Raw genomic sequence first — 21,314 nt, 5'->3', positions numbered from 1 at the left:
ATCCAGAGCACGTCCGGGAGCGTGGCAGGGCCAGGAGGCAGTGGTGCGGGCACTGACACAGGACAGCTCCGGCTGGGACGCCCTCGAAGTCCGCGACGTCCCCGACCCGGTCCCTCGCGAGGGGCAGGTGCTCGTCCAGGTGCACGCGGCCGGCGTCAACCCGTACGACTGGCACTACGCCGCGGGACAGCCGCTGATCGCTCGCCCCACGCTCGGCGGGCTGACCGGTCCCCGGCCGCCGGTCCGGGGCGCGGACCTGTCGGGGATCGTGGCGGCGGTCGGCCCTGGCGTGACCGCGTTCGCCCCGGGCGACGAGGTGTTCGGGTTCGGCGCGAGCGGCACCTTCGCGGAGCTGGCGCTCGCGGCCGTCGACAGGATTTCCCGCAGGCCGGCCGAGCTCACGCATGTCGAGGCGGCTGCCGTGCCGATGGCCGCCGTCACGGCGCTGCAGTTCCTGCGTGCCGCCGGGCTCACGGCCGGGCAGCGTCTGGCGATCACCGGCGCGGGCGGCGGGATCGGCCACTTCGCGGTGCAGATCGCGACGGCGTGGGGCGCGCAGGTGACCGGCGTCTGCAGCACACGCAACGCCGCGATGGTGCGCGAGCTCGGCGCCTCCGACGTGGTCGACTACACGCGCGAGGACTTCACCGCGGGCGGGCGGCGCTTCGACGTCGTCTTCACGAATGCCGGCCGGTACCCGGTGCGCGAGCTCGGGCGGGTGGTGGTGCCCGGTGGCGTGGTCCTCACCAACGACGGCAGCAAGGAGGGCCTGCTCGGCCCGATGCCCGACCTGGTGGCCGCGCCGCTGGTCGCGCGGTTCCGCCCGTACCGGGTGGTGAACGTCTCGGCGACCGAGAGCGGCGAGGACCTTGCCGTGCTCGCCGGGATGGTGGCCGACGGCGCGCTGCTGCCCATCGTGAGCGCGACGTACCCGCTCGACCACGCCGTCGACGCGATCAGGCAGGTGGCCGGGTCCGGGCACGCCCGGGGCAAGCTGGTGGTCAAGCTCGTCTGACGGGCCGCGTCCCGGACGGGCCACGGCTCTGACCGGCCGCGACGCAGGGGACAGGACGGCGCGCGGCGTCGCGCACGTCGTGTTCGGGAACACACGCCTGTTCCGGAACAAAGGTGCCGTCCCGTATGCTTCCCTCCGTTGGAGGGGAGTACCTCGAAACGGCTTGGTCGTCATCACAGCTGCCGATGACGCCAGCTCGGCCTGGCCGGCTCGTTGTGCACCATGACCTGGTTTCATCCAGGCTGGTGCATGAGCGAGCGAGGAAGACCTCCGGTGCCCTGCTGTACTCACCGGAGGCTCGATGCTGTCGCGCGTTCCTCCCTGTTCCGGAAGGAAACAATGGACCACCAACTTCCCGCGACCTTCGAGGTGATCACGCTCGGGGCGATGATCGCCCTGCTGGTGGCCGATCTCCTCATCGTCGGGCGCCGCCCCCACATCCCCTCCATGAGGGAGAGCGCCCTCTGGGTGGGCTTCTACGTGGGCCTCGCCGTGATCTTCGGCGGGATCGTCTGGGGTGTCGGCGGCGTCACACCGGCAGCGGAGTTCTACGCCGGCTGGCTCATGGAGTACTCCCTGAGCGTCGACAACCTCTTCGTGTTCGTCATCATCATGGCCCGGTTCGCGGTACCGCGTGAGCAGCAGCAGCGCGTGCTGATGGTCGGCATCATCATGGCGCTGGTCTTCCGTGCCGGGTTCATCCTCGCGGGTGCGGCGCTCATCGAGCAGTTCACCTGGCTCTTCTACATCTTCGGCGCGTTCCTCATCTACACGGCGATCCAGCAGGCGAGGCCCGAGAGCCCCGAGGAGCACGACGACTACAAGGAGAACGCGCTCATCCGGTCGATGCGGCGGGTCCTGCCGCTGCACCACCAGTACAACGGTTCCAGGCTGACCACCAACATCGACGGCCGCAGGCTCTTCACGCCGATGATCATCGTGTTCCTGGCGATCGGCTCCACGGACGTCCTGTTCGCGGTCGACTCGATCCCCGCGATCTTCGGCATCACGAAGGACCCGTTCATCGTCTTCAGCACGAACCTGTTCGCGCTGATGGGCCTGCGTCAGCTCTACTTCCTGCTGGGCGGCCTGCTGGACCGGCTGGTGTATCTGCCCCTCGCGCTGTCGGCCATCCTGGGCTTCATCGGTATCAAGCTGATCCTCGAGGCGCTGCACACCAACACGCTGTCGTGGATCAACGGCGGCGAAGGCTTCGAGTGGGCGCCCGAGGTCCCGATCTGGCTGTCGCTCACTGTCATCGTCGTGTCGCTGGTCGTGGGCACGGTGGCGAGCCTCTGGAAGTCGGCGCGCGACGAGCGGATCGAGGCGGCCGCGGAGGCAGCGGCGGAGGCAGCAGAGGAGGCCGCGGCGGAGGCGGCGTCGGAGGAGGCCGCGGGGGAGCCGACGAAGTAGGCACCTGACTCGTCCGCAGTACAGCAGACCGGCGGTCGCGCCCACGAGGGTGGGTGCGACCGCCGGCGTCAGACCGTCGTGTAGTCGAGGCGGATCGAGAAGACCTGCTGGTCGCCGGATCGGAGGGTCCCGGTGAACCCCTGGGCGTGGGCGTCGGGCTCGGCGGGCGCGGACGGGCCGACGTCGACCGAGCAGGACCGGCCCGCCGCCGCGAGATGGTCGGCCCGGAGCCGGTAGACGCCGGGCTGCCACTGGGCGTCGGGTCCGGCCGCGGCCGCCAGGACGTGATCGAAGAGCACGAACGCGGCAAAGCCGGCCACGGACACGGGCAGAGCGGGGTAGCCGTCGAAGTGCCCGCGGCACATGGTCGCGTCGACGGGCAGCTTGGCCGTGGCGCTCCGGCCGTCGGTCGAGACGTCGGTGAGCGCGACCGCCGACTCGTACGGGTTGGCGGGCTCGTTCGCGTCCGGCGCCCCGGCCGGGCCCATCAGGCGCCGGAACACGGGCACCGACATGACGAGGTACTCGATGTCGAGCCGCGCCACGAGGTTCCCGTCGGCGTCGTGCAGCTCGGTCTCGGCCGCCGCGCGGTTGCGGCTGGTCATGCGGGCGCTCGCGGTCCCGCGCAGGGTGGTCGGAGCCCCGGCCGGTGGGTACATCCGGCCGACGCCGCGGTGGGCGAGGTAGTAGTGCCGGCCGGGTTTCGGGTTGGTCGTCGCAGCGGCGCACAGGCCAAGGATCGCGAGGTGCCGGCCGGCCTCCGCCACGCTGATCAGAGTCGTCTGGCGTCCGACCGGCGACTGGACCGGTACTCCCGCGTGCGCCAGCCCCGGCATCGGGCTGGTCAGGTTGCTGAGTGCGTAGTAGGGCGCCGTCACGCAGATGCGCGGAGCGATCTCCTCGTAGCCCACCGAAATGCTGTCGACAGAGGTCATGCAGTGCCTCCCCGAACGTAGTCAGCAGTGTTCGAACTGGCATCATGCGCGCCAAGGAACGCGACACGCCATGCCGGAAACGTGACTATTGGGTAAAAGTATCTGCATGACCGCGTATGGGGTGAATTGTGGCGTTGGGTGAATTTTGGCCCACGCCCCGGAGGCCTGCCGTGCAGCCCTACTCCGCGAGGCCGCCGATCACGACGTCCCACTGGCGCACGCTGCGCTCGGCGATGACGCCCCGGAGCGCGAACGGGTCGGCATCCAGGATCCGCAGCGCGGCCTCGGCGGACTCGGCCTCGACGATGACCATGGCCCCGATCCCGCCGTCGACCGGGCCCGACGCGCGGACGACGCCGTCCGCGTTCAGGCCGCGCAGGAAGTCGCGGTGGCTGGGGCGGACCTCGTCGCGGGTGGCGACGTCGTCGGTGTACGTGTAGCTGACGGCGAAGATGCTCATGGGCGACAGCCTGCCATCCCGGCGGCAGGGTCGGTTAAATCTTGATGAAGTCGCTCGTCATGGGCCGGTCGCACCCCCACACTCAGAGCATGGATGCGCGCGAGAACCACTTCGACCTCGTCGTGATCGGCTCCGGGCCGGGCGGCCAGAAGGCGGCGATCGGCGCCGCGAAGCTCGGCAAGAGGGTAGCGGTGGTGGAGCGGCGCGACATGATCGGCGGCGTCTGCCTCAACACCGGCACCATCCCGTCCAAGACGCTGCGCGAGGCGGTCCTGTACCTCACGGGCCTGCACATGCGTGACCTGTACGGCTCCAGCTACCGGCTCAAGGAGCACATCACCGTCCAGGACCTGCTGGCCCGGCTGCAGCACGTCATCGGGCGCGAGATCGAGGTGGTGCGCAACCAGCTCGCCCGCAACCACGTCGAGACCGTCGTGGGCAGCGCCCGCTTCGCCGGGCCGCACGACGTCGAGGTGACCGACGCCGAGGGAGACGTGGTCCGCCGGCTGAACGCCGACAAGATAGTCATAGCGGTCGGCACCCGCCCCGCACGGCCCGCGAACATCGAGTTCGACGGCGTCCGCGTGGTCGACTCCGACGCGATCCTCGACATGACCGAGGTGCCCCGGACCATGGTCGTCGTCGGTGCCGGCGTGATCGGCATCGAGTACGCCTCGGTCTTCGCCGCGCTCGGCACGCGGGTCACCGTCGTCGAGGCCCGCGAGAAGATCCTCGACTTCTGCGACTCCGAGGTGGTCGAGGCGCTCAAGTTCCAGCTGCGCGACCTCTCGGTCACGTTCCGGCTGGGGGAGACCGTCGAGTCCGTGACCACGAGCAACGGCGGGACCGTCACCGCGCTGGCCTCCGGCAAGCGGATCCCGGCCGACTGCGTCCTCTACTCCGCGGGGCGGCAGGGCTCCACCGACGGCCTAGACCTCGCCGCCGCCGGGCTCGCCGCGGACAGGCGCGGGCGGCTCCAGGTCGACAAGCAGTTCCGGACCGACGTCGAGCACATCTACGCCGTCGGCGACGTCATCGGGTTCCCGGCGCTCGCGGCGACCTCGCAGGAGCAGGGGCGGCTAGCGGCGTACCACGCGTTCGACGAGCCGGTCTCGTCGGTGCTGGAGCTGCAGCCCATCGGGATCTACACGATCCCTGAGATCTCCTACTGCGGGGAGACCGAGGACCAGCTCACCACCGCGGGCGTGCCGTACGAGGTGGGGATCGCGCGCTACCGCGAGCTGGCGCGCGGGCAGATCGTGGGCGACTCCTACGGGATGCTCAAGCTGCTCGTCTCCACCGAGGACCGCAAGGTGCTCGGCGTGCACGTGTTCGGGACCGGCGCGACGGAAATAATCCACATCGGTCAGGCGATCATGACCACGGGCGGCACCGTGGACCACCTCGTCGACACCGTGTTCAACTACCCGACGCTCTCGGAGGCGTACAAGGTCGCCGCCCTCGACGCGACGAACAAGATGCGGGACGTGGAGCGGTTCGGGCTCTGAGCAGCCACGACGTGGCGCTCGTGGGATCCCCCGCTGTATTGACCGAGGTGAATCTCTCTGCCGCTACCTCTTGAGTGTTGGACGTTCGTCCGGTTGACTGGGTCACCATGGTGGTCTCGGAGGCATCTACCCGGCTGGCTGCCGCGGTCCGGGCCGCCCGTGCAGCGGTACGCCGCGGCTCGCTCTCGGTTGCCACCGACATCCTGCCGCTGGAAGATATCCGCCGTCCGACCGCACTCCTCGACCCCGAGCGCGCCGTGGTTCCGTTCCTGGGCCGCCGCCGGGAGCTCGACGAGCTTCAGTCCTGGGCCGAGAGCGCAGCGCCCATCCGCGTGCGGCTCGTCATCGGCCCCGCCGGCTTCGGCAAGACCCGGCTCGCGCAGGAGTTCGGCGGCCAGCTGACCGAGGCGGGCTGGACCGTCGTCCCCGTACCGCGCGGCCGCGAGGCCGCCACGCTTCGCGCGCGGCCGCCGGGCGACGTCCTGTTCGTCGTGGACAACGCAGCGACCCGGCTCGGCCTGGGCGCCATGTTCGACGCCGCGGGCCGCCCAGCCCGCGGCCGGACCCGGGTCCTGCTCCTGGCCCGGGTCTCGGGCGAGTGGGCGCGCCGCCTGCGCTGGGGCTCGACGCTGTGGACACAGCTCGAGCACGGCGACGCGTCGCAGACCTCGCTCGACCTGCCGCTGTCGCCCGACCTGTCGGACGCCGCCGTGCTGGCCGCCGCTGCCGCCGCGTTCGCCGAGTGTCTCGGCGTCGTCGGCCCCGTACCGCACGTCCCCGCGCCGGCCCAGGAGGGCGTCACCCGCATCGTCGACCTGCACGCCGCGGCGGCGCTCGCCGTACTGGCCGCGGCCGGGGCGCCCGTGCTCGCGCCCGCCGAGCGCGAGCCCAACCCGGTGCGGGGGCTCCTCGACGTGGCAGCGGACTCCTGGGCCCGGTCGGCCCGTGACGCCGGGCTGGAGCTGACCCTCGACGAGGTGCAGGACGTCGTGGCGGCGGCGTGCCTGCTCGGCGCGGACGATCCCGCGGCCGCACGCGACGTGCTGCGCCGGGTCGTCCCCGGCGTGCCGTGGCGCGTGGGCGCCCGCTGGCTGCGCGGGCTGCAGGACTCCCAGGTGGAGCTCGGGTCGAGCCCCGCCGGCCACGACCGCTTCGGCGACCTGCTCATCGCGGAGCGGCTCGGCCGGTCGGTCGCGCTGGTCGGAGCCTGCACGTGGGGCCTGTCCCGGAAGGCGGCGCTGCGGGTGGTGCGCGTCGCCCGGCGCCTGGAGATCGAGCTGTCGGAGGTGCCAGGGGTGATCGCCCTGGCGAGCGAGCTCCTGCGCCGCGCCACGGACTCCTGCAGCGACGACCCGCGTGCGCTCCGGACGATGTTCCTGCTCAGGCCGCGCACCCTGTACACCTCGACATCGGACGAAGCCGCCCGGGGCGAGCTGGCCGTCGCAGCGGCGCGCGACGCGGTGGGGCGGGCCGAGGCGCTCGTCGACCTCGGGACCGCCCTCAAGGAGTGCGGCCGTCTGGCGGAGGCGCTGGACGCGCTGGAGACCGGGGTGGCCGCCTGGCGCCGTATCGCGGCCGGTGACCCGGACCGGTACCGCACCGCGCTGGCCGACGCGATCAACACGCTCGGGGCCACGCACTGGGGTGCCGGGCTCATGCACGAGGCGCTGGAGCTCGAGCGCGAGGCGGTCGCGCTCTGCCGGGCGGCGCCGGAGCGCGACTGGGCGTGGGTTCAGCCCGAGCTGGCCCGCGCCCTGATCAACGTGACGGTCACCCTGGACGACCTGGGGCACCCCCAGGAGTGCGACGAGGCGGTGACCGAGGTGCTCCCGTTCCTGCGAGCCCTCGTTGCACTCGACCCGCGGCAGTGGGGCGTCAACCTGGCGCTGACGCTGTCCAACCGGGCAGTGACCCTGACCGAGAGCCGCCCGGAGGAGGCCCCTGCGTTCGCCCTGGAGGCCGTCGAGCTCTGCCGTCAGCTCGTGCTGCAGGCGCCCGAGCGACACCGGCCCCAGCTCGCGTTCGCGCTGACGAACCTCGGCAATGCCTACGCCGCTCTGGGCCGGGACCGGGAGGCGATCGAGCCCGTGCGCGAGGCCGTCGACCTCCGGCGTGACCTGGCTCGCGAGAACGCGGTCGCGCACACGTGGACGCTCGCCTATTCCCTCGCGTCACTGGGCGCCGTGCGGTCGCGGCTGGGTGACCTGGACGAGGCGATAGCCCTCGAGCGGGAGGCGGTGGTGCTCCGGCGGCGGCTCGTCCGGGAGAACCCGACCCGCTTCCGCCGGATGCTGGCGGCCTCCCTGTCGAACCTCGCCGTCACCTACTCACGGGCAGGTGAGCCCCTGGAGGCGCTGCCTCTGGAGCAGGAGGCCGTTGCGATCCGGCGCGGCCTGGCCGAGGAAGGGAATCCCGGTGAGGAGTACCTGGCGCGCTCGCTGTCGAACCTCGGGGTGCTCTACTCGGAGCTCGGGCGGGCCGCCGAAGCCGTCGCGCCGACCGAGGAGGCCATCGCCCAGCTGCGGCTGCTCGCGCAGGTCGACCAGGACCGTTTCGAGCCTGACCTCGCCGACGCCCTGCTCAACCTCGGCGCCGCCCTCATCGACGCGGGCCGGCTGGAGGAGAGCATCGAGCCGACGGCGGAGGCGGTGCGCGTCCGCCGGGACCTCGCCCGGCGAAGCCCCGACGTGCACCTTCCGGCCCTCGCTGCCGCGCTGACCAACCTGGTCTCGGTGCACATCGACCTCGGGCTGGTCGACTCCGCTACGGAGCACGCGCAAGAGGTGGTGGACGTCCGGCGGCGGCTCGTCGACGGGTCCTACGCCCATGAGCAGGACCTGCTCCGCGCGCTGGACCTGCAGGCCCGCGCCCGCCGAGCGGGCGCCGTGGACGGCCGCGCGGTGCGCGGGCACCCGCGGGTGTGACGAGTCTGTCAGGGTGATTCATAGAACAGGCGTGCGAATGTCAGCCAGCCGCCCTAGGATGCCTCTGTGAGCAATCGTCTCGTCGTCTCGGGTGCCCGGGAACACAACCTCAAGAACGTCGACCTGGACCTCCCCAGGGACCGGCTGATCGTGTTCACGGGGCTGTCGGGTTCGGGTAAGTCGTCGCTCGCGTTCGACACGATCTTCGCCGAGGGGCAGCGCCGGTACGTCGAGTCCCTGTCCGCGTACGCGCGCCAGTTCCTGGGCCAGATGGACAAGCCCGACGTCGACTTCATCGAGGGCCTTTCGCCCGCGGTGTCGATCGACCAGAAGTCGACCAACCGCAACCCGCGCTCCACGGTCGGCACCATCACCGAGGTCTACGACTACCTGCGCCTGCTGTTCGCACGCGCTGGCACCCAGTACTGCCCGGTGTGCGGCGAGAAGGTGCAGTCGCAGACGCCGCAGCAGATCGTCGACCAGATCCTCGAGCTGCCCGAGAACACGCGGTACCAGGTGCTGGCCCCCGTCGTGCGCGGCCGCAAGGGCGAGTACGCGGACCTGTTCAAGGAACTGCAGGCCAAGGGCTTCTCGCGCGCCCGGGTCGACGGCGAGGTCGTGCAGCTGACCGACCCGCCCACGCTGGAGAAGAAGCTGAAGCACGACATCGAGGTGGTCGTGGACCGGCTCGTGTCGCGCGAGGGCGTGCAGCGCCGCCTCACGGACTCCGTGGAGACCGCGCTCACCCTGGCGAACGGCCTCGTGATGATCGAGCTGGTCGACGCCGACATCGACGACCTGACGCGCACCCGCAAGTTCTCCGAGAAGCGGGCGTGCCCCAACGAGCACACCCTGGCGCTCGACGAGATCGAGCCGCGGACCTTCTCGTTCAACGCGCCCTACGGCGCGTGCCCGGAGTGCACCGGCATCGGCTTCCGCCTGGAGGTCGACCCGGACCTCATCGTGCCGGACGACGAGCAGACGCTGCGCGGAGGTGCCATCGCCCCGTGGGCGCAGACGTCGTCGGAGTACTTCGAGCGGGTGCTGACGGCGCTCGCCGAGGAGATGAAGTTCTCCATGGACGTGCCGTGGCGGGCCCTGCCCGAGCGGGCCAGGGAGGCGATCCTGCACGGGCGCGACCACAAGGTGCACGTCAAGTACAAGAACCGGTGGGGCAGAGAGCGGCAGTACTCGACCGGGTTCGAGGGCGCGGTGACGTTCCTGGAGCGCCGGCACCGCGAGACGGACTCCGACTGGTCCAAGGAGAAGTACGAGGCCTACATGCGCGAGGTCCCGTGCCCCACCTGTGGTGGCGCGCGGCTCAAGCCCGAGGTGCTCGCGGTCAAGGTGGACGGGCTGTCCATCGCCGACGTCTGCCGCCTCCCGGTGGGTGAGGCCGCCGAGTTCCTCAAGGGGATCGAGCTCGGTGTGCGCGAGGCGCAGATCGCGACGGAGGTCCTCAAGGAGATCCACGCGCGCCTGGGCTTCCTGCTTGACGTCGGGCTGCACTACCTGACGCTGGAGCGGCCCGCCGGCACGCTGTCGGGCGGCGAGGCCCAGCGCATCCGGCTGGCGACCCAGATCGGCTCGGGCCTGGTCGGCGTGCTGTACGTGCTGGACGAGCCGTCGATCGGCCTGCACCAGCGCGACAACCGCCGCCTCATCGACACGCTCACCCGGCTGCGGGACCTGGGCAACACGCTCATCGTCGTCGAGCACGACGAGGACACGATCCGCGCGGCCGACTGGATCGTCGACATCGGCCCGGGCGCGGGGGAGCACGGCGGCAACGTCATCCACTCGGGCGACTACGCCGGCCTGCTGGAGCAGAAGGACTCGATCACGGGCGCGTACCTGGCCGGGCGGCGCTCGATCCCGGTCCCGGTCGTCCGGCGACCGGTCGACAAGGACCGGCAGGTCACGGTCGTGGGCGCGCGCGAGAACAACCTGCGCGACGTCGACGTGTCGTTCCCGCTGGGTGTGCTGACCGTCGTGTCCGGCGTCTCCGGCTCGGGCAAGTCCACGCTCGTCAACGCGATCCTGTACACGGTCATGGCGAACCAGCTCAACGGCGCCCGCCGGGTGGCCGGGCGGCACACCCGGGTCACGGGCCTGGACAACCTCGACAAGGTGGTGCACGTCGACCAGGGGCCGATCGGCCGCACGCCGCGGTCGAACCCGGCCACCTACACCGGCGTGTGGGACCGGATCCGCAAGATCTTCGCGGAGACCGAGGAGGCCAAGGTCCGTGGTTACGGGCCGGGCCGGTTCTCGTTCAACGTCAAGGGCGGCCGCTGCGAGGCGTGCGCCGGCGACGGCACGATCAAGATCGAGATGAACTTCCTGCCGGACGTCTATGTGCCGTGCGAGGTCTGTCACGGGGCGCGGTACAACCGCGAGACGCTCGAGGTGCACTTCAAGGGCAAGACGGTCGCCGACGTCCTCGACATGCCGATCGACGAGGCCGCGGAGTTCTTCAAGGCGTTCCCGGCGATCTCGCGGCACCTGTCCACGCTGGTCGACGTCGGCCTGGGATACGTGCGTCTCGGGCAGCCGGCGCCCACGCTCTCCGGCGGCGAGGCGCAGCGCGTCAAGCTGGCGGCGGAGCTGCAGAAGCGCTCGTCGGGCCGCTCGGCCTACGTGCTGGACGAGCCGACGACGGGCCTGCACTTCGAGGACGTCCGCCGGCTGCTCGGCGTGCTGCAGTCGCTGGCCGACAAGGGCAACACGGTCATCGTGATCGAGCACAACCTCGACGTCATCAAGAACGCCGACTGGGTCATCGACATGGGGCCCGAGGGCGGCAGCGGCGGCGGCAACGTCGTCGCGCAGGGCACGCCCGAGGACGTGGCGGCGGTGCCGGAGAGCCACACGGGGACGTACCTCGCGGAGATCCTCGACGGGCACACGCGCGCCGGGGAGGTCCCGGTGCTCCCGCCGGTGAACGGCTCGGCGAAGCGCACGGCTGCTGCCAAGAAGCCGGCCAAGGCCAGGGCGGGCGCCACGGCCTGACGGCCGGCGCCTCAAGGGCTCGGCTCGCTCCTCGTGATGAGGGGCGAGCCGGGCCTTCGTCGTTGTAAGTGCTGGAGCGTCAGCTCGGCACCTCGGTGCGCACGCCCTGGCGGACCGCACCGGCGAACCCAGCCGGATCGGCGAGGTGGGCGAAGTGGTCGAGGTCGGGCAGCTCGGTGATCGTCGAGCCCACGATGGTCCGGTTGAGGCGGCGCACCGATTCGATGAGGAAGGGCGTGGTGCCCGTCCCGCCGATGAGGTGGGTGGGCTTGTCGCTCAGGACGGAGTACCGGTCGATGTCGGGTCCGAGGGCGTCGATCTGCTCGAGCTCCCTCGTCCAGGTGGGCGCCAGCGGCAGGATCGCGTCCCACAGCGGGGTCTGCTTGACGTGGGGGACGGCCTCGGCGGGGAGGCCGACGAACTCGACCAGGGCGATCTCGAGGGCACGGGCGTTGTCCCCTGCGGCGATCGCCGCGCGGTAGTCCTCGAGCTTGGGGCCGGCGACCGCGCCGAAGACCGGCAGCGGGGGCTCGAAGAGGATGAGCGCGCCCTCGACCTCGTGCTGGAGCGCATAGGCGAGGGTGCAGAGCGCGCCGTAGGAGTGGCCCAGGAGGCTGGCGCCGGAGCCCGCCGCCTCGATGACGGCACGGATGTCCTCGACCTCGCTCTGGATGCTGTAGCCGGCGTTGTCGCCGCTCCGGGCGCGTCCGCGCCGGTCGAAGACGTAGCACGTGAAGTCGCGGGAGAGCTCGGCTGTGGCGGGAAGCCACTGGTCGGAGGTGGCGATCGACCCGTGCGTGATGACGAGGGCCGGCCCGCTGCCCTGGACGTAGTAGGCGATCTCCGTGCCGTCGGCCGAGGTGGCCGTGTGGTACGTGGGCTCCGTGGACATGATCCAACTCCTTCGTTGGTGATGGTGCGGTGCTCCGGTTCCGTGCGGTGATGCGGTCGGCACCGGCGAAGTGATCGTATAACGCAATTGCGTCGAGTGGAAGATGCGTGTTGCACGTTTGCCGCGCGGCGCCTATCGTCCTCAGGTATGGGCGACTCCATCGTGGTGGTCGGCGGCGGACCTGGCGGTCTGTTCCTGGCCACCCTCCTTGCCAGGCAGGACTCCACCGCGACCGTCACGGTCTACGAGCGCAACCGAAGGTCTGACGCGTTCGGCTTCGGTGTTGTGTTCTCCGACGCCACGTTGCGCGAGATCGACGCCGCCGATTCCGTGCTCCGGGACGGCCTGAAGGACCACGGGACGCACTGGGACCGCATCGAGGTCCGGAGCGACGGTGAGTCCTACGGTTTCGCCGGCAACGGCATGGCGGCCATCCACCGCAAGACATTGCTCCGCCTCCTGCAGGACAACGCGGAGGCCGCCGGGGTCGACGTCCGGTACAGCACCGTGGCGCCCCCGGTCGCCGAGCTCGCGGCGGGCCACGACCTCGTCGTGGGGGCCGACGGCACCAGCTCGACGGTGCGCGCCCACCTTGAGGAGCACACCGACCTCGGGCACTCGGTCACGACTGCGGAGGCGAAGTTCATCTGGTTCGCCACCGAGCACATCTTCGACGGGCTGACGTTCGTGCACCGCAGGTCCGAGCACGGGAACTTCGCCGTGCACGGTTACCCGATCAGTGACGAGCTCAGCACGTTCATCGTCGAGACCGACCACGAGACCTGGGAGCGAGCCGGGCTCGACCAGTTCGACGTGACTCAGCCGCCGGGGCCCTCGGACGACCGGAGCAAGGCCTACCTCGCCGACCTGTTCGCCGACGACATCGACGGCGCGTCCCTCGTGGCGAACAACTCCCGCTGGGGGAACTTCCGGACCCGCCGGACGACCACATGGTTCCGCGACAACGTCGCGCTGCTGGGCGACGCCGTCCACACGGCGCACTTCTCGGTCGGCTCCGGCACGAAGATGGCGATGGAGGACGCCATCGAGCTCGCCCGCCAGATCGGCCTCCAACGTGATCTGCCGACGGCGCTCGCCGCCTACCAGGACGCGCGCACGCCCGCGGTCGCGCACATCCAGGACGCGGCGGTCCCCAGCCTCGCCTGGTGGGAACGGTTCGGGCAGTACCAGCGCGACCTCGACCCGTTCACGTTCGCGTTCCACTTCTTCTCCCGGAGCATCGCGGTGGACCGGATCGCGCGTCGCGACCCTGGCCTGGTCGCGACGGCGCGGGCACGCTGGGCGGAGCAGCACGGCACCGACGCGCTGCACACGCCCCTGGACCTGGCCGGCCGACGGACGACGGGGCGCGTGCTGGGGCTCGCCGTCAAGGACGGGCGGACACAGCTTTTCGAGGCGGGCAGCCCCGTCGCCGCAGTCTCGACGGCCGCGGGCGACGACACCGTCACCCTCGTGGATGCGCCCGACGACGAGGCCGGCCTGGCGAAGGCCGCTCACTCCCTGCCCGACCGTGGGGCGGTCGTGATCACCGGCGGCACTCCGCTGACCCGCACCCTCCTGAGCGAGGAGGCGCGGCTGCGTCGCGGTCTGGTCTCGGTAGTGGTCGACAACCTGTCCGACGCCGAGATCGAGACCGCTCTGCTCGCCGGCCGGGTCGACGCGGTCGCGCGACCTGAGGGGGACGCTCTGTGACCGCCGTCGACGCCAGGACACCCGACACCAACCCGCCCGAGAGGACCAGATCGACCGTGAGCCACCACACCCGGACAGGCACCGTGCCCTGGCCCGACGACGTCGCAGCGCACTACCGGTCCCGCGGCTACTGGGAGGACCGCACCCTCGGCGAGCTGCTGTGGGAGGTCGCCGACGCCCGCCCCACGCAGGACGCCGTCGTGGACGGCGACGTCCGCCTCACCTACGCGGAGCTCACCGCCCGCGCCGACGCCGCGGCCGGCCGGCTGCGTGAGCTCGGCCTGGAGCCCGACGACCGGCTCCTGGTGCAGATGCCGAACGGGTGGGAGTTCATCGTGCTGACGCTCGCCTGCTTCCGGGCGGGCGTGATCCCGGTGATGGCGCTGCCCGCGCACCGGCGGCACGAGCTGACCCACCTCGCGTCCCTGTCCGAGGCGCGGGCCGTCGCGGTGCCGCGGGTGCTGCGCGACTTCGACCACGAGCGCCTCGCCCATGAGCTGGCCGCCGAGCTGCCCGACCTGGAGCACGTCCTCGCCCTCGGCGAGGCCGGCGAGCTGGATCCACGCTCCGTTCCCCTGGCTGAGGTGCTGGCGCCGGGGGAGGACCGCGCTTCCGAGCGGGCAGCCGCCGATGCAATGCGCCCGGACCCCGACTCGCCGGCGTGCTTCCTCATCTCGGGTGGCACCACCGGTCTGCCGAAGCTGATCACCCGCACCCACAACGACTATGCCTGCAACCTGCGGGCCACGTCCGCGACGGCCGGGCTCACGGAGCGCGACGTCTACCTCGGGACCCTCCCGGCGAGCCACAACTTCCCCCTGGCCTGCCCCGGAGTGCTCGGCACCCTGCTGGTCGGAGGGCGGGTAGTGATGCTGCCCAGCCCGTCGCCGGTCCGGGCCTTCGCCACCATCGAACGCGAGGGCGTCACCATCGCGGCGGCCGTCCCGGCAGTCGCGCAGCGCTGGATCGAGCACCAGGAGGAGGTCGGCGGTACCCAGACCCGGACGCTCCGGGTCCTCCAGGTCGGGGGCTCGCGGCTGCCGGACGAGCACGCCGCGAAGGTCGAGCCGGTCCTCGGCGCCAGGCTCCAGCAGGTCTTCGGCATGGCCGAGGGGCTGATCAACACCACCCGGCTCGACGACCCGGCCGACGTCATCGTCGGGACCCAGGGCCGGCCCGTCCACGAGGCGGACGAGGTCCGGATCCTGGACCCGTTCGGCGACGACGTGCCCGACGGCGAGCCCGGGGCCATCTACACCCGGGGCCCATACACCCCGCGCGGCTACTACAACGCTCCGGAGCACAACGAGCGGGCCTTCCTTCCCGGCGGCTGGTACGGCAGCGGAGACGTCGTCGTGCGCAGGACCGACGGCAACCTGATCGTGCACGGGCGGGACAAGGACATGGTCAACCGGGGCGGCGAGAAGATCTCCGCCGAGGAGATCGAGGGCCTGATGTATCGTCTCGGTGACATCAAGATCGCCGCCGCCGTCTCCATGCCGGACCCGGTCCTGGGTGAGCGGCTGTGCGTGTATGCGGTGGTCAAGCCCGGGCATCGGGCCCCGACGCTCGAGGACGTGCGAGAAGTGTTCGCCCGGGCGGAGGTCGCGGGCTTCAAGTACCCGGACCGCCTGGAGATCGTCGACCAGCTGCCCATGACGAAGGTGGGGAAGATCGACAAGCGGATCCTGCGCGAGGACATCGCTGACCGCCTGCAGGAGCGGCGAGAGGAGAACGCCAGGTGACGACCGACTCCGGTCCAGCTCTGAAGCCGCGTGCCCTGATCCTCGACCTGTTCGGCGACTACCTTCGCTACACCGGCGGTGAGGCGAAGGCCGGCGACCTCGTGACGCTGCTCGGCGCATTCGGGGTCGAGCCGGCGACGGTCCGCATGACGCTGACCCGCCTGCGCCGTGAGCGCTGGTTCACCACACGGCGCGAAGGCCGCGAGGCGAGCTACCTGCTCAGCGCGCACATGCTCGGCGTCCTCCAGAGCGGGCGGGAGCGCATCTTCGCCGACTACGACGAGCCGTGGGACCACCACTGGACGACGGTCGTCCAGCAGAACGCCAAGCCCGACCGGTCCACCCGCGACCAGCTCCGGCGGCAGCTCTCCTGGCTCGGTTTCGGCTCGTTGACGGCGAGCACCTGGATGACGCCGCGCGACCGCGGCAGCGAGGCTCGGGCTCTGGCTGCCGAGTTCTCCGACGTTCACTTCACCGTGATGCGCGCGAAGACCGGCGAGGTCGAGGCGGACCGTGACGTCGTCGCACGCTGCTGGGACCTTGACCGGATCAACCAGACGTACGAGCGGTTCCTCGCCGACAACGCGCACCTGGCCGGCGCGACCCTGCGCGGGGCGGACGCCCTCGTGGCCAGGACGACCCTGATCGACGGCTACCGGCACTTCCCGTTCCTCGACCCCTGGCTGCCGAAGGACCTGCGTCCCGACGGCTGGCTGGGCGCGGAGGCGAACCACCTGTTCCGCAGCGTGCACCGCGAGCTGGGCCCGGCGGCGACCGCCTTCGTCAGCGAGGTCGTCGGCGGACCGATCGACAGCCCCCAGCAATAGCTCGACAGATGACTCCGCCGCGTCACCGGACGGTCCGGAAACGCCATGGTGGGCGCAGGTGTGCCCCGCTAGGGTGGACCACATGAGCGGAGCCATGCATGACTTTGCCGCAACGGTGCGGTGGACGGGCGCGGGGAGCACGGGCACGTCGTCGTACACCTCGTACTCGCGTGACCACGAGATCGACCTGCCGCACAAGCCGCCCCTGCTGGGTTCGGCCGACCCGGCGTTCCGGGGGGACCCGGGACGGTACAGCCCGGAAGAGCTGTTCGTCGCCAGCCTCAGCCAGTGCCACATGCTGTGGTTCCTGCACCTGGCCGCGGAGTCGGGCCTGGTCGTGCGGGAGTACACGGACGCGGCGACCGGCACCATGCGGGTCGAGGCGCGCGGCGAGGGGGCGTTCACGGACGTGATGCTGCACCCGAAGGTGGTCGCGGACCCGGGAGAGCTCGCGACCGACGAGCATGTCGCCGCGCTGCACCACAAGGCGCACGCGATGTGCTTCATCTCGCGCTCGGTGAACTTCCCGGTGCACGTCACGCCCACGCCGATCCACGTCCTGGCCTGACCGCGGGCGGCGCTGCCCGCGTTGTCAGTGGCAGCGCATAGGTTTGGTCCATGGCGGATCCAGCTACCTATCGACCCAAGCCGGGAGAGATTCCCACGTCGCCCGGTGTGTACCGGTTCCGCGACGAGCACGGCCGGGTCATCTACGTCGGCAAGGCCAACAACCTGCGCCAGCGTCTGGCGAACTACTTCCAGGACGTGGCGCACCTCCACGAGCGCACGCAGCGGATGGTGACCACCGCGGCGTCGGTCGAGTGGACGGTGGTGGGTACCGAGGTCGAGGCGCTCGCCCTCGAGTTCACCTGGATCCAGCAGTACGACCCGCGGTTCAACGTGAAGTACCGGGACGACAAGTCCTACCCCTATCTCGCCGTGACCCTCGGCGAGGAGGTGCCGCGCGCCCAGGTCATGCGCGGTGCCAAGCGCAAGGGCACGCGCTACTTCGGCCCGTACGGCCATGCGTGGGCCATCCGGGAGACCCTCGACCTGCTGCTGCGGGTGTTCCCGATCCGGACCTGCTCGGCCGGCGTCTACAAGCGGGCGGGCCAGTCGGGCCGCCCGTGCCTGCTCGGGTACATCGACAAGTGCTCGGCGCCGTGCGTGGGCCGGATCAGCGTCGAGGACCACCGGGCGCTCGTCCTGGACTTCTGCGACTTCATGGCGGGGGACACCGCCAAGTTCGAGCGGCGGCTCACCAAGCGCATGCAGGAGGCCGCCGCCGACATGGAGTACGAGCAGGCGGCCCGCCTGCGCGACGACATCGAGGCGCTCCGGCGCGCCACGGAGAAGAACGCGATGGTGCTCGGCGACGCGACGGACGCCGACGTGTTCGCGATGGTGGGCGACGAGCTCGAGGCCGCCGTCCAGGTGTTCCACGTGCGCGGCGGCCGGGTCCGCGGCCAGCGCGGCTGGGTGGTCGAGAAGGTCGAGGACATCAGCGACGGCGAGCTCGTGGAGCACCTGCTGCAGCAGGTGTACGGCGCCGCGGAGGAGGCCACCGGGCTGGAGGCCCAGGACGCCGTGCCCCGCGAAGTGCTCGTCCCGGTGCTGCCGCCCGACCTGGAGCAGGTCGGCGCCTGGCTCACCGGGCTGCGCGGCGCCCGCGTGGACGTGCGTGTGCCGCAGCGCGGCGACAAGAAGGAGCTCGCGGCCACCGTCCGCAAGAACGCCGAGCACGCGCTCATGCTGCACCGCACGCGCCGCGCGGGCGACCTCACGACCCGCAGCCAGGCGCTGCGCGAGATCCAGGAGGCGCTCGACCTGGAGAGCGCGCCCCTGCGCATCGAGTGCTACGACATCTCGCACACGCAGGGCACGTACCAGTCCGCGTCCATGGTGGTCTTCGAGGACGGCCTGGCCCGCAAGAGCGAGTACCGCTCGTTCAGCATCCGCGGGTCGGACGGCGACGGCGCCCGCGACGACACGGAGGCCATGCACGAGGTCATCACCCGCCGCTTCCGGCGCTACCTCACCGACCGGCTCAAGGCCAACGACGTGGAGATGGCCGCGGGAGAGGTCGCCGCGGACGCTCCCGAGGAGAAGGCGCGGTTCGCCTACCCGCCGAGCCTCGTGGTGGTCGACGGCGGTCCGCCCCAGGTCGCCGCCGCGAAGAAGGCGATGGACGAGCTCGGCATCACCGACGTCGCGCTGTGCGGGCTGGCCAAGCGCCTGGAGGAGGTGTGGCTGCCGGGCGAGGACTACCCGGTCATCCTGCAGCGCTCCAGCGAGGGCCTGTACCTCCTGCAGCGCGTCCGCGACGAGGCGCACCGGTTCGCCATCGCGCAGCACCGCAGGCGGCGCAGCAAGGGCATGACGGCCTCCGTGCTCGACGACGTCCCCGGGCTCGGCCCCGCACGCAAGAAGGTGCTGCTGACCCACTTCGGCTCCGTCAAGCGGCTCAAGGCCGCGAGCGTCGAGGAGATCGCCAGCGTGCGCGGCATGGGGGACAAGACGGCGGAGGCCGTGGTGGCGGCCCTGAAGGGCTGACGCTGGCATGCTTGTAGCCATGAGCACCGACGAGCCGTCACCGACCACAGCTCCCGACGGCATCGCCGCGGTCGAGGCCGCCACGCACACCCCCGAACCGAACGAACCACAGGTCCTGGTGATCACGGGGATGTCGGGCGCCGGCCGGTCGCGGGCCGCCGCTGTGCTGGAGGACCTCGACTGGTACGTGGTCGACAACCTGCCGCCCATGATGCTCGTGCCGCTGGTCGACCTCATGGCCAAGGGCTCCAGCATCGAGCGCGTGGCCGTCGTCGTGGACGTGCGCGGCCGGCACTTCTTCCCGGAGCTGGACAAGGTGCTCGCGCACATGACGGAGGCCGGGGTGGCCTACCGGATCCTGTTCCTGGACGCGAGCGACGAGGTGCTCGTGCGCCGTTTCGAGCAGGTGCGCCGCCCCCACCCGCTGCAGGGCGACGGCCGGATCCTCGACGGGATCGCGGAGGAGCGGTCCGTCGTCGCGACGCTGGCCGCACGTGCCGACCTGCGGATCGACACGTCGGACCTGTCCGTGCACGACCTCGCCCGGGAGATCCGGGGGTGGCTGGCGCACGACATCAACGAGGTGCTGCGCATCAACGTCATCTCGTTCGGGTTCAAGTACGGCATCCCCCTGGACGCGGACCACGTGGTGGACGTACGGTTCCTGGCCAACCCCTACTGGATCACCGAGCTGCGGCACCTGACGGGGCGTGACCAGCCGGTACGCGACTACGTGCTGGCCCGGCCGGGAGCCGTCGAGTTCGTGGACCGGTACGTCGACGCCCTGGCGCCGGTGCTCGCCGGCTATCTCAACGAGGAGAAGCGCTACGTGACCATCGCCGTCGGGTGCACGGGCGGAAAGCACCGGTCCGTCGCCATCTCCGAAGCCATCGCCGAACGGCTGCGCGCCAAGGGGCAGCTCGTCGCCGTCTCGGCACGCGACCTGGGCCGCGAATGATCCCGCACGCACCAGGGGTGCCCGACATCCCCGCACCGGAGTGGAGCAAGAACCCGTCGGTCGTCGCCCTGGGCGGCGGGCACGGCCTGTCCGCCAGCCTGTCCGCGCTGCGTCTCATGTCGGACCGCCTCACGGCGGTCGTGACGGTGGCCGACGACGGCGGCTCCAGCGGCCGGCTGCGCGACGAGCTCAACGTGCTGCCTCCCGGCGACCTGCGGATGGCGCTCGCGGCCCTGTGCGACGACTCCGAGTGGGGCCGCACCTGGAGCGCCATGCTGCAGCACCGCTTCTCGTCGTCGGGCGAGCTGGACAACCACGCCATGGGGAACCTGCTGATCGTGGCGCTGTGGGAGCTGCTGGGCGACGAGGTGGAGGGCCTGGACTGGGTCGGCCGCCTCCTGGGCGCGCGAGGCCGGGTGCTGCCGATGGCCTCGGTGCCGCTCGTGGTCGAGGCCGACGTGCGGCACCCCGCGGCGCCGGGGGAGCCCGAGCCCTCCCTGGAGACCGTGGTCGGGCAGAGCCGGGTCGCCGTCACCCCGGGCCGGATCGAGCAGCTGCGCCTGGTCCCGGCGGATCCGCCGGCCGCCCCGGAGGCGGTCCAGGCGGTGCTCGACGCCGACTGGGTGGTCCTGGGGCCCGGGTCCTGGTACTCGTCTGTGCTGGTGCACCTGCTGGTGCCCGAGCTCGCAAACGCCCTGCACGTCACGAAGGCGCGGCGGTGCGTGACGCTGAACCTGTCCGCGGAGAACGGCGAGACGGAGGGCCTCACCGCCGTCGACCACCTGGAGGCCCTGCACAAGCACGCGCCAGGCCTGCGGATCGACGCCGTGCTCGCCGACCCGTCAGCAGTCGAGGACGTCACGGCCCTGGAGGCCGCCGCCGCGTCCATGGGCGCGCGCGTAATCATGCGCCAGGTCCGGCGCGGCGACGACACGGCCAAGCACGACGGGCTGCGCCTGGCCGCGGCCTACCGGGACGTGTTCGAGGGCGTCTACGGCGACGTCTGACCTGGCGCTCCCCGCTGGGGACCGGCGTTTCGTCCGCGATGCGAGACCTTTCCCGGCTGTCGTTGACATGCCCTGCGGACCGACGTAACTTCACGCATATCGAATCCCGATCAATTTGATAGGGAATTCGAATCGGAGGGAGACCGACATGGCACGAGCGACGAACGGCACGGTGCAGATCGCGCACGCCCGCTCCATGTGTTGTGTCCACGAGTGTTGTCCCGCCTGTCGCTGACCGCACCCAGGTAAGACCTAGCAGCGCCCCCACCGCCCGGCCATAGCGGCCGCTCCTCGCTGTGCCCGCCCGGGCCGGCGTCCTGCGCTCTGTCACCTCGCGTCACTCGCGTCACGC

The 21,314-nt window shown here is 71.2% G+C and carries 15 protein-coding genes; 12 read left to right on the top strand and 3 right to left on the bottom strand.

Annotation, left to right across the window (positions count from 1 at the left end; all coding sequences use genetic code 11):
* The first annotated feature begins 43 nt into the window (after window positions 1–43).
* Together IE250_RS00495 and IE250_RS00490 are read left to right on the top strand one after the other, a co-directional pair.
* A complete protein-coding gene (locus tag IE250_RS00495) occupies window positions 44–1,015 on the top strand; it encodes an NAD(P)-dependent alcohol dehydrogenase (protein WP_189667335.1) in 972 nt (323 codons plus the stop codon).
* Between the two features lie 339 nt (window positions 1,016–1,354).
* On the top strand, window positions 1,355–2,428 hold the full coding sequence (locus IE250_RS00490; RefSeq protein WP_189667334.1) for a TerC family protein: 1,074 nt from the start codon (window positions 1,355–1,357) through the stop codon (window positions 2,426–2,428).
* Between the two features lie 68 nt (window positions 2,429–2,496).
* Here the strand turns inward: IE250_RS00490 and IE250_RS00485 are convergent, their stop codons facing one another.
* On the bottom strand, window positions 2,497–3,363 hold the full coding sequence (locus IE250_RS00485; RefSeq protein ID WP_189667333.1) for a hypothetical protein: 867 nt from the start codon (window positions 3,361–3,363) through the stop codon (window positions 2,497–2,499).
* Window positions 3,364–3,541: 178 nt separating this feature from the next.
* Window positions 3,542–3,823 (bottom strand): YciI family protein, encoded by a 282-nt coding sequence (locus IE250_RS00480; protein WP_189667332.1) that lies wholly within the window; start codon window positions 3,821–3,823, stop codon window positions 3,542–3,544.
* Window positions 3,824–3,912: 89 nt separating this feature from the next.
* On the opposite strand from IE250_RS00480, the gene sthA reads away from it, so the two are divergent.
* The 3 genes from sthA (at window position 3,913) to uvrA (ending at window position 11,267) form a co-directional block, all read left to right on the top strand.
* Window positions 3,913–5,331 (top strand): Si-specific NAD(P)(+) transhydrogenase, encoded by a 1,419-nt coding sequence (gene sthA, locus IE250_RS00475; RefSeq protein WP_189667331.1) that lies wholly within the window; start codon window positions 3,913–3,915, stop codon window positions 5,329–5,331.
* Window positions 5,332–5,438: 107 nt separating this feature from the next.
* Entirely contained in the window at window positions 5,439–8,255 is a 2,817-nt protein-coding gene (locus IE250_RS00470) for a tetratricopeptide repeat protein (RefSeq protein WP_189667330.1), read from the top strand.
* 66 nt (window positions 8,256–8,321) lie between these two features.
* A complete protein-coding gene (gene uvrA, locus IE250_RS00465; RefSeq protein WP_189667329.1) occupies window positions 8,322–11,267 on the top strand; it encodes an excinuclease ABC subunit UvrA in 2,946 nt (981 codons plus the stop codon).
* 79 nt (window positions 11,268–11,346) lie between these two features.
* Here uvrA and IE250_RS00460 read toward each other — a convergent pair whose 3' ends face one another.
* Window positions 11,347–12,159, bottom strand: coding sequence for an alpha/beta fold hydrolase (locus IE250_RS00460; RefSeq protein WP_189667328.1), 813 nt, complete (start codon window positions 12,157–12,159; stop codon window positions 11,347–11,349).
* Window positions 12,160–12,306: 147 nt separating this feature from the next.
* Between IE250_RS00460 and IE250_RS00455 the strand changes: the two genes are divergently transcribed.
* From IE250_RS00455 to IE250_RS00425, 7 genes are all read left to right on the top strand, one after another.
* Window positions 12,307–13,872: an FAD-dependent monooxygenase gene (locus IE250_RS00455; RefSeq protein ID WP_189667327.1), complete on the top strand. Its 1,566-nt coding sequence runs from the start codon at window positions 12,307–12,309 to the stop codon at window positions 13,870–13,872.
* Between the two features lie 56 nt (window positions 13,873–13,928).
* Window positions 13,929–15,617 (top strand): (2,3-dihydroxybenzoyl)adenylate synthase, encoded by a 1,689-nt coding sequence (locus tag IE250_RS00450; protein WP_189667326.1) that lies wholly within the window; start codon window positions 13,929–13,931, stop codon window positions 15,615–15,617.
* The gene (locus IE250_RS00445; RefSeq protein ID WP_229872019.1) at window positions 15,614–16,444 is read left to right on the top strand and encodes a PaaX family transcriptional regulator; all 831 of its coding nucleotides are present in this window, start codon (window positions 15,614–15,616) and stop codon (window positions 16,442–16,444) included. Before IE250_RS00450 ends, IE250_RS00445 begins: the two co-directional genes overlap by 4 nt.
* Window positions 16,445–16,526: 82 nt before the next feature.
* Complete coding sequence (locus IE250_RS00440; protein WP_189667325.1) at window positions 16,527–17,012, top strand: OsmC family protein; 486 nt, start codon at window positions 16,527–16,529, stop codon at window positions 17,010–17,012.
* Between the two features lie 50 nt (window positions 17,013–17,062).
* Complete coding sequence (uvrC, locus tag IE250_RS00435; RefSeq protein ID WP_189667324.1) at window positions 17,063–18,997, top strand: excinuclease ABC subunit UvrC; 1,935 nt, start codon at window positions 17,063–17,065, stop codon at window positions 18,995–18,997.
* A 19-nt stretch (window positions 18,998–19,016) separates the two neighbouring features.
* Window positions 19,017–19,955: an RNase adapter RapZ gene (gene rapZ / locus IE250_RS00430; protein ID WP_189667323.1), complete on the top strand. Its 939-nt coding sequence runs from the start codon at window positions 19,017–19,019 to the stop codon at window positions 19,953–19,955.
* Entirely contained in the window at window positions 19,952–20,962 is a 1,011-nt protein-coding gene (locus IE250_RS00425; RefSeq protein ID WP_189667322.1) for a gluconeogenesis factor YvcK family protein, read from the top strand. Before rapZ ends, IE250_RS00425 begins: the two co-directional genes overlap by 4 nt.
* Window positions 20,963–21,314: the final 352 nt, after the last annotated feature.

This window comes from Promicromonospora soli, from assembly GCF_014653785.1.
In the GTDB taxonomy this organism is placed as follows: domain Bacteria; phylum Actinomycetota; class Actinomycetes; order Actinomycetales; family Cellulomonadaceae; genus Promicromonospora; species Promicromonospora soli.
Note: the sequence above shows the minus strand (reverse complement) of the source record. Positions and strands in the feature narration are given on the sequence as shown.